This window comes from Dehalococcoidia bacterium, from assembly GCA_035574915.1.
GTDB lineage: Bacteria > Chloroflexota > Dehalococcoidia > DSTF01 > WHTK01 > DATLYJ01.
Window position 1 is genome coordinate 1 of record DATLYJ010000081.1, and the last position, 14,323, is coordinate 14,323.

14 protein-coding genes are annotated in these 14,323 nt (G+C 68.1%); 9 read left to right on the top strand and 5 right to left on the bottom strand.

The annotated features are described in order from the left end of the window. Positions 1 to 347: hypothetical protein (locus tag VNN10_07795; GenBank protein ID HXH21918.1), on the top strand; the 347-nt coding region annotated here is incomplete at its 5' end. On the opposite strand, the gene VNN10_07800 is transcribed toward VNN10_07795, so the two are convergent. Then, a complete protein-coding gene (locus VNN10_07800) occupies positions 344 to 1,162 on the bottom strand; it encodes a ThuA domain-containing protein (protein ID HXH21919.1) in 819 nt (272 codons plus the stop codon). The genes VNN10_07795 and VNN10_07800 overlap by 4 nt on opposite strands. A 173-nt stretch (positions 1,163 to 1,335) precedes the next feature. On the opposite strand from VNN10_07800, the gene VNN10_07805 reads away from it, so the two are divergent. From VNN10_07805 to VNN10_07815, 3 genes are read left to right on the top strand one after another with little or no spacing between them, the layout of a single operon-like run. Further along, positions 1,336 to 1,776: a VOC family protein gene (locus VNN10_07805; GenBank protein ID HXH21920.1), complete on the top strand. Its 441-nt coding sequence runs from the start codon at positions 1,336 to 1,338 to the stop codon at positions 1,774 to 1,776. Between the two features lie 48 nt (positions 1,777 to 1,824). Beyond that, complete coding sequence (locus VNN10_07810) at positions 1,825 to 2,244, top strand: Zn-ribbon domain-containing OB-fold protein (GenBank protein HXH21921.1); 420 nt, start codon at positions 1,825 to 1,827, stop codon at positions 2,242 to 2,244. Between the two features lie 2 nt (positions 2,245 to 2,246). Further along, complete coding sequence (locus VNN10_07815) at positions 2,247 to 3,395, top strand: thiolase (GenBank protein HXH21922.1); 1,149 nt, start codon at positions 2,247 to 2,249, stop codon at positions 3,393 to 3,395. A gap of 50 nt (positions 3,396 to 3,445) precedes the next feature. On the opposite strand, the gene VNN10_07820 is transcribed toward VNN10_07815, so the two are convergent. The 4 genes from VNN10_07820 to VNN10_07835 form a co-directional block, all read right to left on the bottom strand. Next, the gene (locus VNN10_07820) at positions 3,446 to 3,949 is read right to left on the bottom strand and encodes a hypothetical protein (protein HXH21923.1); all 504 of its coding nucleotides are present in this window, start codon (positions 3,947 to 3,949) and stop codon (positions 3,446 to 3,448) included. 70 nt (positions 3,950 to 4,019) lie between these two features. Then, entirely contained in the window at positions 4,020 to 4,421 is a 402-nt protein-coding gene (locus VNN10_07825) for a hypothetical protein (protein ID HXH21924.1), read from the bottom strand. Between the two features lie 233 nt (positions 4,422 to 4,654). Then, the gene (gene oxc / locus VNN10_07830) at positions 4,655 to 6,313 is read right to left on the bottom strand and encodes an oxalyl-CoA decarboxylase (GenBank protein HXH21925.1); all 1,659 of its coding nucleotides are present in this window, start codon (positions 6,311 to 6,313) and stop codon (positions 4,655 to 4,657) included. 184 nt (positions 6,314 to 6,497) lie between these two features. Beyond that, positions 6,498 to 7,697: a CoA transferase gene (locus tag VNN10_07835; protein HXH21926.1), complete on the bottom strand. Its 1,200-nt coding sequence runs from the start codon at positions 7,695 to 7,697 to the stop codon at positions 6,498 to 6,500. Positions 7,698 to 7,792: 95 nt separating this feature from the next. On the opposite strand from VNN10_07835, the gene VNN10_07840 reads away from it, so the two are divergent. Genes VNN10_07840 through VNN10_07860 form a run of 5 tightly spaced genes read left to right on the top strand, consistent with a single transcriptional unit; the run spans position 7,793 to position 14,320 of the window. Further along, a complete protein-coding gene (locus VNN10_07840; protein HXH21927.1) occupies positions 7,793 to 9,661 on the top strand; it encodes an ABC transporter substrate-binding protein in 1,869 nt (622 codons plus the stop codon). A gap of 26 nt (positions 9,662 to 9,687) precedes the next feature. Further along, positions 9,688 to 11,046: an MmgE/PrpD family protein gene (locus tag VNN10_07845; protein ID HXH21928.1), complete on the top strand. Its 1,359-nt coding sequence runs from the start codon at positions 9,688 to 9,690 to the stop codon at positions 11,044 to 11,046. Positions 11,047 to 11,091: 45 nt separating this feature from the next. Further along, positions 11,092 to 12,588 (top strand): FAD-dependent tricarballylate dehydrogenase TcuA, encoded by a 1,497-nt coding sequence (gene tcuA, locus VNN10_07850; protein HXH21929.1) that lies wholly within the window; start codon positions 11,092 to 11,094, stop codon positions 12,586 to 12,588. A 5-nt stretch (positions 12,589 to 12,593) separates the two neighbouring features. Further along, entirely contained in the window at positions 12,594 to 13,331 is a 738-nt protein-coding gene (locus VNN10_07855) for a hypothetical protein (protein HXH21930.1), read from the top strand. Next, positions 13,328 to 14,320, top strand: coding sequence for an electron transfer flavoprotein subunit alpha/FixB family protein (locus tag VNN10_07860; GenBank protein HXH21931.1), 993 nt, complete (start codon positions 13,328 to 13,330; stop codon positions 14,318 to 14,320). Before VNN10_07855 ends, VNN10_07860 begins: the two co-directional genes overlap by 4 nt. Positions 14,321 to 14,323: the final 3 nt, after the last annotated feature.

Consider the following 14,323-nt stretch of genomic DNA (forward strand, 5'->3'; position numbering starts at 1 on the left):
GCCTGCACGACCTGCTGATGTTCTTCGACCGCCACGCCATCCTTGAGCTCACGCCGGTGGTCGAGGGCAAGGCGCTACCGCGAATACGTCCAGAAGCCGTGCGCAAGGTCAAGGTCTCCCTGCTGGACGACGGCATTAGCGCCATCCAGGGGACCGGCGCCGCGGCATACGAGGTCTACCGGACGGCTCCGAGCGGCGACCTGGCGAAGGTGCGCATCGTGGCGCTGGCTGCAGACGGCGAAAAGCGGGGCGAAATCCGCATGCTCGTCGGCCGCCGGACGTACGACCAGTACTTCACAGAGGACCCGATCTTCCGTCACATCGAGGAGCACGCGGCCACGGCCTAGGCGCGTCCCATCCCCCATTCGATGGCGTTGCGGAGGAGCGTCACGAAGGCCGGTTGCTCCCAGGTGACTCGCAGCACCGGCGGTGTCTTGCCTTCGGGGTCGACGCTGCTATCGACGAAGGGCTGGCTGTTGGTGTCCGGCGTGTGGCAATGGCCCAGCGCGATGTAGGTGACGCCGCCGTCGCCGAGGTCGCGAGAGAAGCCGAGCACCCGCGTCTTGCCGTCGGGCTGTAGCGCCGTATCTTCGTCGTACAGGAAACCGAAGCCGGGCGGCGACGAGTCCGGCCCCAGCTCCGCGGTCAGCAGCAGGCGCGTCGAACCCGGGTCTTGCAGCTCGATCATGTAAGGCTCGTCCACGGTCTCGAAGGACTCAGGCAGGTCCCTGGTGAGAATGCCGTCGCGTCCGGCGACGTCGACGCGGAAGCGGCGGACCGGCGGGTGGTTGATGAAGAACCCGCCGAGCGTCTCATGGTGAGAGGTCTTGACCATGCGCCGCCGCCGCCCTTCGCCGGTACGGACGGCGCGGCCGCCGGCGGTACCGTGCAGCGCCAGCCAGCGCCCGCCCGCGGCAATCCACTGCTTGAGGAAGCGATTTTGCTCCTCGTCGGGATAGGGCCCGGCGACGTAGGTGATCAGCAGCCGGCTGACGTCCAGCCATTTGCCGATCTCGTGGAAGTCGTTGCCCACACTGGCCCGGACCTCCGCGTCGCGCAGGAGCTCCAGGATCCGCAGGCGGGCGTAATCGTGGTCGTGGCCGGCGGAGGCGCCCGGCGGGAAGCCACCGGTGATCACGTGGGCTCGGGAGGGAAGGGCCATCGTCTCACCTCGGTCGTTCTCGGTGCGGGCATGATAGCGGAGGCCAGCGTGGAGCGCTGAGGGCGAGAGGCGGGGAATGCGGAGCCGCCGCCCCGCCAGCGGCCATGGCGAGCAGCCCGCTGCCTGCGGCAATCCACCCGGAAACTCTGCGCTCTGTACTAGAATGGGCCACCATGTTCACGCGGGTAGACCACATCGGCATCGTCGCACCGTCCTGGGACGTGGCGCGCGGGCTCTTGCTGGACCAGTTCGGCCTGGCGATCAATGAGGACCGGACATCGCTGCCGGACGGCAACTACTACCGGCCCGGGAACACGCGCATCTTCTTCGTGAAGACGCCGCTGGGCGAAACGGACGTGGAGGTGCTGATCCCGCTGGACGACACAAGCGGCATCGCGCGGTACCTGGCGCGGCGTGGCCCCGGCCTCCACCACCTCTGCTACGCCTCCGACGACCCGAGAGAAGACGCGCGCCGGCTGCGCGAGCTGGGCCTGGAGCAGATCATGGAGAGCGGGGACGTGGGGCCGGAGAGCGCGCCCTTCTTTCACCCGCGCACCGCCCTCGGCATACTCACCGAGATCGTGCGGGACCGGCGGCTGCCGCGGACAGGATGAGAGGGCCGCGCCGCCGGCCGGGTGACTAGGGGCTAGCAAGGAGTAGAGGTGACAGCGCAGAGACCGAAACCAATCCCGCAGTGGACACCTGAGACGCAGCCCTTCTGGGAGGCCTGCAAACGCCACGAGCTAATGATCCAGCGCTGCCAGGACTGTTCCCGCTTCTACTTCTATCCCAGGCCGTACTGCCCCCACTGCTTGTCCGACCGGACGGAGTGGACGCGGGTCTCCGGCCGCGGGACCCTGCACACCTACGTCATCAACCACCGGCCGGCGCCCGGATTCGAAGCCGAGGCGCCGTACGTGATAGCCATCGTCAAGCTGGCGGAAGGGCCCCACCTGATGTCGAATGTCGTCGGGGTGGAGCCAAAGCCGGAGAACCTCCCCGTCGGCCTCGAACTGGAGGTCGTGTTTGACGACGTGAACGACCAGGTGGCCATCCCGAAGTTCCGGCCAGCGAGGAGCTAGAGATGCCTACGGACCTGCGACATAAGGTTGCGATCATCGGGGCGGCCGAAACGGACGAACTCGGCGTGATCCCGAACATGTCGGCGTTGCAACTGGCAGCGAACGCGGCCCGGAACGCCATCCTGGACGCCGGCCTGACCAAGGACCAGATCGACGGGGTCGCGTCGGCCAGCGCGTCGCCCGTCGCGCTCGCGGACTATCTCGGTATTGTGCCCTCCTACATCGACGGCACGTCGGTGGGCGGGTCGTCATACATGATCCACGTGGCGCACGCCGTGGCGGCGCTGGAGGCTGGTTACTGCAACTATGTGCTCATCGCCCACGGCGAGAGCGGCCGGTCGCGCGTCGGCGTCGGCGGCTTTGGCGGCGGCGGCGGCGCCAACATGGCGGCGCAGTTCGAGGCGATCTACGGCGCTTTCGGCCCGCCCTCGACCTTCACCGTGCCGATAGTCGCGCACATGCACAAATACGGCACTACCGAGGAGCAGCTGGCGTCCGTTGCGGTGGCGACGCGGGCATGGGCGGTGAAGAACAGGCGCGCCATGATGCGCGAGCCGATTACGGTCGAGGATGTCCTGAACTCGCGCATGATCGCCTGGCCGGTGCGGCTCCTGATGTGCTGCCTGGTGACCGACGGCGGCGGAGCCCTGGTCCTGACTACGGCGGACAGGGCACGGGACGCGCGCAAGAAGCCGGTATACGTGCTGGGCACGGGCGAGGGCGCCGAAAACGTGATGATCAGTTCGATGCGCGATTTTACGGAGTCGCAGGCCTTCGCGAAGTCAGCGGAGCGGGCCTTCCGGCTGTCCGGCATAGAGCGCAAGGACGTCGACCATCTCATGCTGTACGACGCCTTCGTCCATACTCCGATGTACGCGCTGGAGTCCCTGGGCTTCGTCAAGCCCGGCGAGAGCGGCCCGTTCTTCGCGGAGATGCGGTCGGCGCCGGGAGGCGACCTGCCGATTAACACCAACGGCGGCGGTCTCTCCTACACTCACACGGGCATGTACGGCATGTTCGCGCTCCAGGAGAGCGTGCGGCAGCTCCGCGGCGAGGCAGACGCGCAGCTGGACGACGTCGAGATCAGCATCGCGCACGGGCCCGCGGGCTTCTTCGCCGCCGCAGGCACGGTGGTGATGACGAACCAGTAGGGGTCGCGGGAGGTACTCCCGGCGCCTCGAGCCAAGGGCGGGCGCCGCGCTTACCCTGCTTTCGGACTGGCCGGGGCGGCCGCGGTCCCGCTGCTGCCCGGCACCCGGCGCTCGATCCTGAGGCCGCCCATGACGGTGGTCGCCTTGATGCGCAGCTCCGGGCCGCTGGCGTCCTGCGGCTCGGGCGATGGCTGGGCGCCGCCAAGGATGTTCCTGTGGGCGAGCGTGACCGGCCAGGTGGCGGGCACGATGACCACGGTGCCGCCCATCAGGGTCACGACGCTCAGGTCGGCGCCGCCAGCGGCCAGCGTGGCGTCCCGCAGGTCGAGCACCAGGCCGCCGAAGCACCAGGCGATGGAGCCGCCGCGGAACGCGGCCGCCGTGCTCCGCATCACAAGGCCGTCGCCGAGCGACACGAAGCGGACTTCGTTCGCGTCCGCCGGCGCCCTGGTCAGACCCGCTGTCTCGAGCGCCCAGCGCACGAGGACAAGGGGGCCGCCGACAAGCGCATGGAGAAGGAGGACCCGGGCCAGGAAGCTGAGGACGCGCTTCATGGCCAGACTATAACGCCAGGGGGACGGCTGACAGGCCGGGGTGGCTGGCGGGCGGAACCGGGTGGAGTGCTCAGGCGTTGGATGCGCGCGCCGCCTGAATGCTCCGGCCTTGCGACAGCCATTCGTAGAAGCGCTCGACGAGCACCGCGGGCGCGGTCTTGCGCGGCGCGAATAGCCAGGGCCGTTGCTCGTAGGCAGAGACGGGAAGGGCCTCGCCGCCGGCGTCGGCTACGCACTTCGCCAACTCGGCGGCAGACATCCTCGACTTGCGCATGAGGTAGAAGACGGGATGGAAGTAGCCCATTTGCGGGCCGAAGATCATCTCGAAGTCCTCGCGGGCGTCGGAGGCGTAGTGGCGCTCCTGTATTATCCGCGCCAACTCGCTTTCTCCGATGTCGACCAGCAGCCACCACTCACCGGAGTCGAGCCGGGAGAGTATGAGCTGGCGGATGTCTTCTTCGTCCAGGGCCATGCGGGGACCTCCAGGAGGGCATTCCTTCTCTTTCAGTGTAATCGGCGCGTGTTTCGCCTATGTTAAGTTTCCGCCACGTCCCGGCGCCCGTACCTCTTCGGGAGCCTCGCGCCGAGCAACGGCGTCGGCCTCAAGGCTTCTGTCCCTGAGGCGGCGCTTTTGCGCTGCCGATGCCAGGCAGGCTTCCTCGAGCGAGTCCAGGCGCCTTGCGGGCCGGAGCCCTCTCGCCGCGGTCAAGTGCTGTGCCAGCGGTACTCCTGCGGCTTGCGTCCGGCCCGCGGATGGATGACGACGTTCACCAGCGATGGGCCTTCGACGGCCATGGCCTGCTTGAGGGCTGGCATCAGCTTGTCCGGCGAGTCGGCGTAGAAGCCGGCGCCCCCGAAAGCCTCGATCACCTTTTCGTAGTGCGCGTCCCAGGACAACATCGATGGCGGCGGCTGGCGGTCCGGCCGTGGCCCCTCGATGAAGCCGCCGCCGATGCCGCCGTTGTTCATGACGATGAAGGTGATCGGCAGCTTGTGGCGGCAGGCCGTCTCGACCTCCATGCCGCTGAACCCGAAGGCGGAGTCGCCCTGGAGGTCGACTATGCGCTTGCCGGGGTTCGTAACGGCAGCGGCGATCGCGAAGCCGAGGCCGACGCCCATGGTGCCGTAGGAGCCGGCGTCGAGGCGGCGGCGCGGCTCGTCATGGTCGAGGACCGAACGGCTGATGTCCATGGTGTTCGCGCCCTCTGCGACGAGAATGGCGTCATCGGGCATGGCGTCGCGGATGTCGCGCAGGGCGCGGTAGTAGTTCATGGGCGTGGAGTCGTCGTTCATCATCGACTCGATCTCGAGGCGGTTCTCGCGCACGCGGCGCTCCAGGCTAGTGCGCCACGTGGTCTCCGGCGGGTACTGCCACGGGTCTTCCTCCAGGGCAGCGTTCAGCTGCCGCAGCACGGCCTTGCCGTCGCCGACCAGAGCGGCGGCCGCCGGCACGTTGGTGCCGATCTCCTCGGCGCTGACGTCCAGCTGGACCACCTTTACGTCTGGCCGGAAGCGCGGCGGCAGGCCGAAGTGCAGGATCCAGTTGAGCCTGGCGCCCAGGAGCACGACGGCGTCCGCGTTCTGCAGGGCGTAGGTCCTGGCGCCGGCGACCGAGAGGGGGTGGCTGTCCGGCACGACGCCCTTGGCCATGGGGGTCGGCAGGAAGGGCACCTGCGTCCGTTCGACGAACTCGCGCACCTCGGCCTCGGCCCGAGCCCAGGCCATGCCCTTGCCGACGATGATGAGCGGCTGCTCCGCCTTCTTGAGCACCGCCAGGGCCGCGGCCACGTCCTGTTCGTTGGCCTGGGGCCGCGGCGGCGGGCCGACGGTCGCGGCCGGCGTCACGGACTCCTCCTCGACCTCGCCCAGGATGATGTCGTCCGGCATATCGAGGTAGGCGGCGCCGGGCCTTCCGTAGAGCGAGGTGCGCACGGCCTGTTCTACGTAAAAGGGAATGCGGTCGACGCGCTCGACGGCATGGACGTACTTGGCATAGGGCTTTGCGGCCGCGACCTGGTCCTCCTCCTGGAAGGCGCCCATGCCGTTGTGGTGAGTCTCGCTGGCGCCGCCGATGAGGATCATGGGCCAGTTGTTGGCTTTGGCGTTCGCCAGGCCGGCGAGGGCGTGGATGACGCCCGGGCCCGAGACGACGAGACAGGCCTGGGGCCGGCCGGTGAGGTAGCTCGCGGCCTGGGCGGCGTAGGAGGCGGCCTGCTCGTTACGCATGCCGATGTAGCGGATGCCCTCCCGCTGGGCGGCGTTACCAACGGGCTGCACGGGAAAGCCGACGATGCCAAACATGTAGTCGACGCCCTGCTGCTTCAGGCTGCGGGCCAGCAGCGTCGCGCCATTGATCGTGCCCATGTACGTGTCTCCTCCGTGGCGTAGCTTCAGCGGGCCTTAAGAATACGCAAAGCGCTGCAGCGCTCAACCCCCGGCGCCTGCTGGCGCCTGCCGAGCGCGCCCCTTACAGTCCGGTCCGTGAGAAGACGGTTGCGGTGCTGACCTTGCGCGCGGCCGACGTCAGGAAGCCTTCGGTGAAAAGCCGCTAAGCGGGCGGGCCGCCAATAACGCACTTCTCGCGCAGGTCCTGCAGGTCCGCTTCCGTCAGGCCAAGCTCCTGCGTTAGCACCTCTGCGGAGTGCTCGCCGAGCAGCGGCGGGCGCACCAGGGGCACCTCCGACTCCGGCAGGCGCAGCGGCGAGCGCATGAGCAGGACCTCGCCCGCCTCGGGGTGGTCTACCTTCTGGAAGAAGCCGCGGGCGTGCAGGTGAGGGTCGCTGAAGACGTCGACGGTGTCGTAGATGGCGCTGACGGGGACGTCCGCGGCTGCCAGCTCGTGCATGGCCTCGAATTTCGAGCGCGCCATCGTCCACTCCTCGATCTCGGTCCGGAGCAGGCGCGCGTTCTCCATTCGCGAGCGGCCGGTGGCGAAACGCGGGTCGTCGGCAAGGTGAGGCTTGCCGATGGCCACGCAAAGCGCGTCCCACATGCGCGTGGTGGCGACGTGGATGTAGATGTAGTCGTTCGGCCCGCCGGGGGCGCAAGGGTACATGCCCGTGGGCGCGCCGCCGGCGCTGCCGCGACGCTGGGCCGGCCGGCCGCTGTTCCATTCGGTCACGGGCCTCGTCTTCATGAAGGTGAGCGTCGCCTCTTGCATGGACATGTCGATGAGCTGGCCGACGCCCTCGCGTTGCTGCTGGACGAAGGCGGCTGTAATCGCCAGCGCCATCTGGGCGCCCGTGCCTGAGTCGGCAAGAGTTGCGCCCGGCTGGGTCGGCGGTCCGTCGGCCTCGCCGGTCACCGAGAAGATGCCGGCAGCCGCCTGGGCGAGAGGGTCGAAGACCTTGTAGTCGGCATAGGGGCCGCTGCCGCCGAAGCCCTTGATGCGCGCGTAGATGATCGAGGGGTTGAGGCTTCTGAGCGCCTCGTAGCCGATGCCCAGCTTCTCGATCACCCCGGGACCGAAGTTCTCTACGAAGACGTTGAAGCGCGGCACGAGCCGGCAGAAGATGTCACGGCCCTCTGGCTTCGAGAGGTCGAGCACGAGGCTGCGCTTGTTGGCGTTGTAGTTCAGGAAGTACTGCGAGTCCGAGGTGCCACGACGAAAGGCGATGCGGCCCGGGTCGCCCTGCGGCGACTCAATCTTCACGACGTCAGCCCCGAGCCAGGCCAGGAACTGCGTGCACGAGGTCCCCGCCTCGTACTGAGTCATGTCCAGAACGCGCATACCGGTTAGCGCAGGCATCGATTTGGCCTCGTCATTTTGAATCTATTTGAGGGGTTGATAAGCAATGTGCGGACATTTTATCATTCGGCACCCCTCAAGACCGGAGACGTCAGATGAGCGACTACTGGGAGCGGATCATACGACAGCGGCCCAGCCGGCGTCGCCTGCTCGCCGGGGCGGGCGCGGCCGGCGCGGGGATCGCCGCGATAAGCCTCGCCGGTTGCGGCGGCGGGAGCACGGCGCGTCTTTCGTCGGGGCAGGACGAAGGCGGCGTGATCTCGAAGCCTGTCGACACGACGAAGGAGGCGAAGCCGGGCGGCGTAATCCAGACGAGGGCGACGCTGGACGTCCCCGGCTTCGACGTGCTGCAGGCGACTTCGACCAACACCTATACGCTGGTCGGCGACTTCGCTTACAGCCGGCTCCTGAAGATGAAGCCCGGGCACATGGAGCCGGCGCGCGGAGAGCCCGAGGGCGACCTGGCCCAGTCATGGGAGCTTCTCGATGGCGGCCTGACGCTGGTCGTCAAGCTCAAGCCAGAGGCGAAGTGGGACCCGCGGCCTCCGACCAACGGCCGCGCCGTCACCGCCCGGGACGTCGTATTCAGCTGGAACAAGTACGAGACGGTCGGCCGGACCAGGGCGCGCCTCGCAAACAAGGCCAACCCCGATGCCCCCGTAATGTCCGCGACCGCGATCGACGAGCGGACGGTGCAGTTCAGGCTCGCATTCCCCTTCGCGATCCTGGAACCGCTGCTGGCTTCGAACGAAGACCTCTACATCCAGCCGCAGGAAGCGGATGGCGGCTTCGACCCGAAATCGACCGTGCGCGGCTCCGGCGCCTACATGGTCACGAACTACCAGCAGTCGCTCTCGCTCTCCTATCGCAAGAACCCGAACTGGTACCGCAAGGACCTCCCCTTCGTCGACGGGTACGACATCTACATCCTGCCGGAGTACGCGGCCGCGGTGTCCCAGTTCCGGGCCGGGACGATCTTCACCAGCGTGGTGCGGCAGGAGGACGTGGTCCAGACGAAGAAGGACATCCCGGAGCTCCTGCTCAGGCTTTCGGAATCGCTAAGCACGATCTGGCGGCGGGCTCACTTCGGCTGGAACCATCCTGACAACAAGATGTTCCTGGACGAGCGCGTCCGCCGGGCGATGTCCATGTCCTGGGACCGCGACAGCTTCGACCGCATCTTCGGCAACGCCGACCAGTTCGAGGCCGAAGGGCTGCCCTTCTCCAACCGCTGGTCCTCTCACATTACGGGAGGCTGGGACGGGTGGTGGATCGACCCGAAAGACCCGAAGGAATTCGGGTCCGCCTCGAAGTGGTTCCAGCACGACATTGCCGAAGCGAAGAAGCTCCTGGCGGCTGCCGGCCACCCGAACGGCATCGACTCGGAGCTGAGCTACATCAGCGGCGCCTTCTACGGCACCGACTGGCAGAACCGCTGGGAAGTCCTCAGTGGCATGATGCGCGAGGCAGGCATCCGCCTGCGCACCAACATCACCGACTACAACACGGAGCACCTGCCCATCTACTCGATCGGAAACCTCTTCAAAGGCATCTCGGCCAGCATCGCCTCGCCGACTTCGCATCCAATCGCGCACCTCACGCAGGAGTTCGCGCGTGTAGGGGCGCCGGTGGGGAGGGGCGCGGGCGGCCAGCCCGAGCCCGGGTACGTCGAGGGCCAGCCGCTGTCGGGCATCGACCCCAAGCTGAACGAGATGGCGGCGAGGCTCCGGCGCGAGCTCGACCACAAGAAGCAGGTCGAGCAGGTAAAGGACTACCAGCGCTATCTGGGCGACAAGATGTACGACATCCCGATGCCGGGATACAGCTACACGTACAGCCTCACCTGGCCCTTCGTCATGAACCTTGGTGTCTACCGGACGTGGGTCGCGACGGCGTCCGGGCCTCAGGAGGGGTCGCTCTACCTCTGGCTCGACCGGACGCACCCGAAGTTCAAGCAACTGTAGGGCGGGCCGCGGGAAATGGAGAACACATGAAGGGCATTACCGAGCGCCTCGCGGAGTTCGCCTCGTCGCTGGAGTTCGAGGACCTGCCGTCGGATGTCGTCCTGGGCGCCAAGCGCGCCCTCCTCGACACCATCGGGGTCATGCTAGCGGGCGTGCACGAAGAGGGAAGTGACATCGTCTTCGAGTACGCGCGCTCGCTGGCGGCGTCGCCGGAGGCCACTGTCGTAGGCTCCGGGCTCCGCACCTCGGCCGCCTATGCGGCGCTCAGCAACGGCGCCTTCGGCCACGCGCTCGACTTCGATGACGTCAACGGCAGCATGCGAGGGCATCCGAGCGTCCCGCTGGCGCCGGCCGTGCTCGCCATCGCCGAGAAGTTGGGGCTTTCCGGCCAGGCGGTGCTGACAGCGTTCGCGGGCGGCTTCGAAGTCGAGTGCAAGCTCGGGCGCGCCCTGGGCCCCAGCAGCTACCGCAGAGGCTGGCACGCTACTTCCGTGCTCGGCTCTCTAGGGGCGGCCGCCGCCTGCGCGAACCTCCTCGGCCTCGGTAGCGAGCGGACGCGCCACGCCCTCGGGATCGCCGCCTCCATGGCGTCGGGGAGCCGCCAGAACTTCGGCACCATGACGAAGCCGCTGCACGCCGGCCTCGCCGCCCGCGCCGGGGTCGAGTCCGCCTTGCTGGCCGCCGGGGGCTTCACGGCCGACCCGGAGATAGTGGAAGCGCCCCTCGGCTTCGGCGCCCTGTTCTCTCCCGCGGATGACTTCCGTCCGGAGGGCCTCGGCGACTTCGGGGAGCCGTGGGACATCGTGACGCCGGGGATCAGCGTGAAGAAGTACCCCTGCTGCTACATGACCCACCGGGCGCTGGACGCCACTCTGAAGGCATCAGGCGCGCGGCCGGTGGCCGGGGACGAAGTCAGTCAAATCATCGTGCGCGTCCCGGAAGGTTCCACCTCGGCGCTGATCCACCACAGGCCCCAGACGGGCCTGGAGGGCAAGTTCAGTCTGGAGTACTGCGTCGCCGCGGCGGTTCTGGACGGCGCGGTCCGCTTTCGCTCGTTCGAGGACGAGGCCGTGAGACGGCCGGAAGCGCAGGAGCTGCTGCGGCGCGTGGAGGTGGTATACGCGCCCCGGGAGGAGCGCGGACCGCAACCGGCGGCCGTGACCGTGCGCCTGCGCGACGGCAGCGAACTGAGCGGCGAGGTGTTCGTCGAGCATGGCAGCGCGGCGGACCCGCTGTCGTGGGAGGAGCTGGAGGCGAAGTATCGCGACTGCGCATCCAGGATCCTCCGGCAGGAGCAGGTCCAGGCCTCCTATGAGATGATCAGCCGGCTCGAATCGCTCAGGCGGGTCGAGGACCTGATGATGGCGCTGGCAGTGTCCGACTAGGACACCTCGGACGGCTACGGGAGCTCAGGCAGGGCAGGAGTATCAATGGCTCAGAATGACTATGACGTGATCGTGGTGGGGGCTGGAAACGCTGCCCTCACGGCCGCATGGGCGGCGAAGCAGGAGGGGGCGAACGTCGTCGTCCTCGAGAAGGCGCCGGTCGCCCTGCGCGGCGGGAACACGCGCTTTACGACGGGCGCGGTGCGCTTCGCCTACAACTCCTTCGAAGACGTTGCGGCGCTGATGCCAGACCTCAGCCCGGCGGAGGCCGAGGCTCTCGAGGTGATCCCCTACACCAAGGACGACTTCTACAACGACCTGATGCGAGTCACAGAGGGCCTCGCCGACCCGGAGCTGAGCGAGCTGCTGGTCACGCAGTCCTATCCGACCGTGCGCTGGATGACGGATATGGGCATGCAGTGGGAATTCGGCCAGATCCGGAGGGCGATGGAGCACGGGCGCCGGGCGCGGATCAACTCCATGATCCGGTCGAAGGGCGCCGGCCTGGGCATGAGCGAGTGCCAGTTCGAGATCACCGAGCGCCTCGGCATCCCGGTGCATTACGAGGCCAAGGGCATGAAGCTGGTCACCGACGACAGCCTCAATGTGACCGGCATAAAGGTGCGCTACCCCGACGGCGTGCGTGACCTGCACGCGGCATCGATCGTGCTGGCCTGCGGCGGCTTCGAGGCGAACAAGGAGCTGCGCGTCCGCTACATGGGGCCGAAGTGGGACGAGGTGGTGGTGCGCGGCACGAAGTACAACACCGGCGAGGGGCTGATGATGGCCATCGAGCTCGGCGCGCAACCTATCGGCCAGTGGAGCTTCGGCCACACGACGCCGGTCGACGCGAACTCGCCGAAATTCGGCTCGCTGGAGCTCACGGACCACACGCGCCGGGCATCGTACATGTACGGGATCATGGTGAACGAGAACTGCGAGCGCTTCGCGGACGAGGGCGAGGACTTCATGCCCTACACCTACGCGAAGTACGGCAGCCTGGTGCAGGACCAGCCCCACCGGCTAGCTTTCCAGATCTTCGACCAGAAGGGCATCCCCCACATCGAGACCCTGTACTACGCCACCGGCGTGCCGGTGGAGGCCGACACGATCGAAGAGCTCGCCGAAGGACTGGGGCTCGACCCGGCGAAGCTCTCGAAGGTGGTGGAAGAGTACAACGCCTCTTGCGACGACTCCACGGAGTTCCGGGTCGGGGTGAAGGACGGAAAGCGCACCTACGGCCTTCAGCCTGATAAGACGAACTGGGCCCAGAAGCTGGACACCCCGCCGTACGTCGGCTACCCGGTGACCGCCGGACTGACATTCACGTACGGCGGCGTGAAGATCAACCGCCGCGGGGAGGTGGTCGACACGGAGGACAACGTGATCCCCGGCCTCTATGCCGCGGGCGAGCTCACGGGCGGCTTCTTCTACTTCAACTACCCCGGCGCCTCCGGCCTCATGCGCGGCGCCGTAACGGGGCGCATAGCCGGCACCAACGCAGCAAGGCGCGCCCTGGGGAGGGAGCCCTGGACACCTTAGTCTGCGTGAAGGCGGTCGAACGCGAACCGCCGCGAGCACGCGATGGGCCAGCGGGCCCGGCCTTCGAGCGCGCGAGCGCCGCCCCGATCATCAACGAGTGCGACGACTACGCCATCGACGAGGCCGTCCGGCTGAAGAGGACGCTAAGCGGCAGGGTGCGCGCCCTCACGGTCGGGCCGCTGCGGGCGAGCGAGGTCCTCTACCAGGCCGTCGCGAAGGGTTGTGACGACGCCGTGCGCATCGACTGCGACACGGACGACCCGCTGACGGTCGCGCGCCTGATCGCCGCCTACGTGCGCGAGAACGCCTTCGACCTCGTGCTGACGGGCGTCGAGTCACGGGACGAGATGGCGTCGGCAGTGGCGCCGGCTGTGGCTGCCCTGCTCGACCGGCCCTTCGCGATGTCCGTGACGGCAATAGAGCCGGCGGAAGGGGCGCTCGTGGTGGACAAGGAGATGGGAGGCGGACACTTCCAGCGGCTGTTGCTGCGCCTCCCGGCCGTAGTCGCGGTCCAATCCGGCATCTGCCGCCTGACCTACGCCCCCACGGCGAAGGTGCTCCAGGCGCGCCGGATGCCGCCGCGCAGCATCCAGCCCGCAGCACTGGGAGTCGACGCCGGCCGGACCGTGCTTGCGAGCATCGGCGCGCCGGCAAAGCTGCGGGTGGCTGAGATGCTGTCGGGACGCCCGGAAGAGGTGGCGGCGGCGCTCCTCGACCTCATCGAAGGGGCACTACGAGGATGACAGCCCTCGACATCCTGGTCGTCGCCGAGCATCGCGCCGCGGAGGTGGAGCCGGTGACGCACCAGCTCGTCGCGCTGGCGCGGGCCGTTTCGCCCGGCGCGCGCGTCTCCCTGCTTGCCCTGCAGGGGCCTGGAGCGGGAGTCGCAGCAGCTCTGACCCGGGCGGGCGCGCACCGCCTCCTGGTCTGCGAGCACGAAGCCCTGGCGAGCTACAACCCCGAGGCGTACTGTCGCACCGTCGAGGACGTAGCGCGGCGGCTATCGCCCGACCTGCTGGTCTGCGGGCACACCTTCCAGGGCATGGAAGTCGGGCCGTGGGTCGCCGCCAGGCTCGGCCGGCCACTCGCATCGAACTGCGTCGAGGTCTGCGTGCGCGACGGGAGGCTGGCCGCGGAGAGGCTGGTCTATGGCGGCGCCTGGCAGGTCGGCCTGTCCCTGGCGCTGCCGGCGGTCGTCACCCTTGCGCGCAGAGGAGCGCCGGCGAAGCAGGAAGCGCACGAGGCGGACATCGAGCGCGTCGAGCTGCCTGACCTTGACGGGCTGGCCACGGAGGTAGTCGACTCGATAGCGCCTCAGATGGGCGAGGGGGACATCACGCGTTCCGATGTCGTCGTCGGCGTGGGTCGCGGGATCAGGGACCCGGCGAACCTGGCGCTGATCGAGGAGCTGGCGCACGTCCTGGGGGGTGTCGTCGCCTGCTCGCGCCCGCTGGTCGACCTCGAGTGGATGCCGCACGAGCGCCAGGTCGGCGCCTCCGGGCGCGAGATCAACGCGCGAGTCTACCTGGCCTGTGGCATCTCGGGTGCGGCGCAGCACCTCGCCGGCATCGGAGGCGTGCAGACGGTCATCGCGATTAACAAGGACGCTTCGGCGCCGATTTTCGGCATGAGCCACGTCGGCGTTGTCGGCGACCTGTTCGAGGTCGTGCCGGCGCTGATCGCCGAGGCCCGGAAGCGCCGCGGGAGTCTCGTGTCAACGCATGAGGGCTGAGTC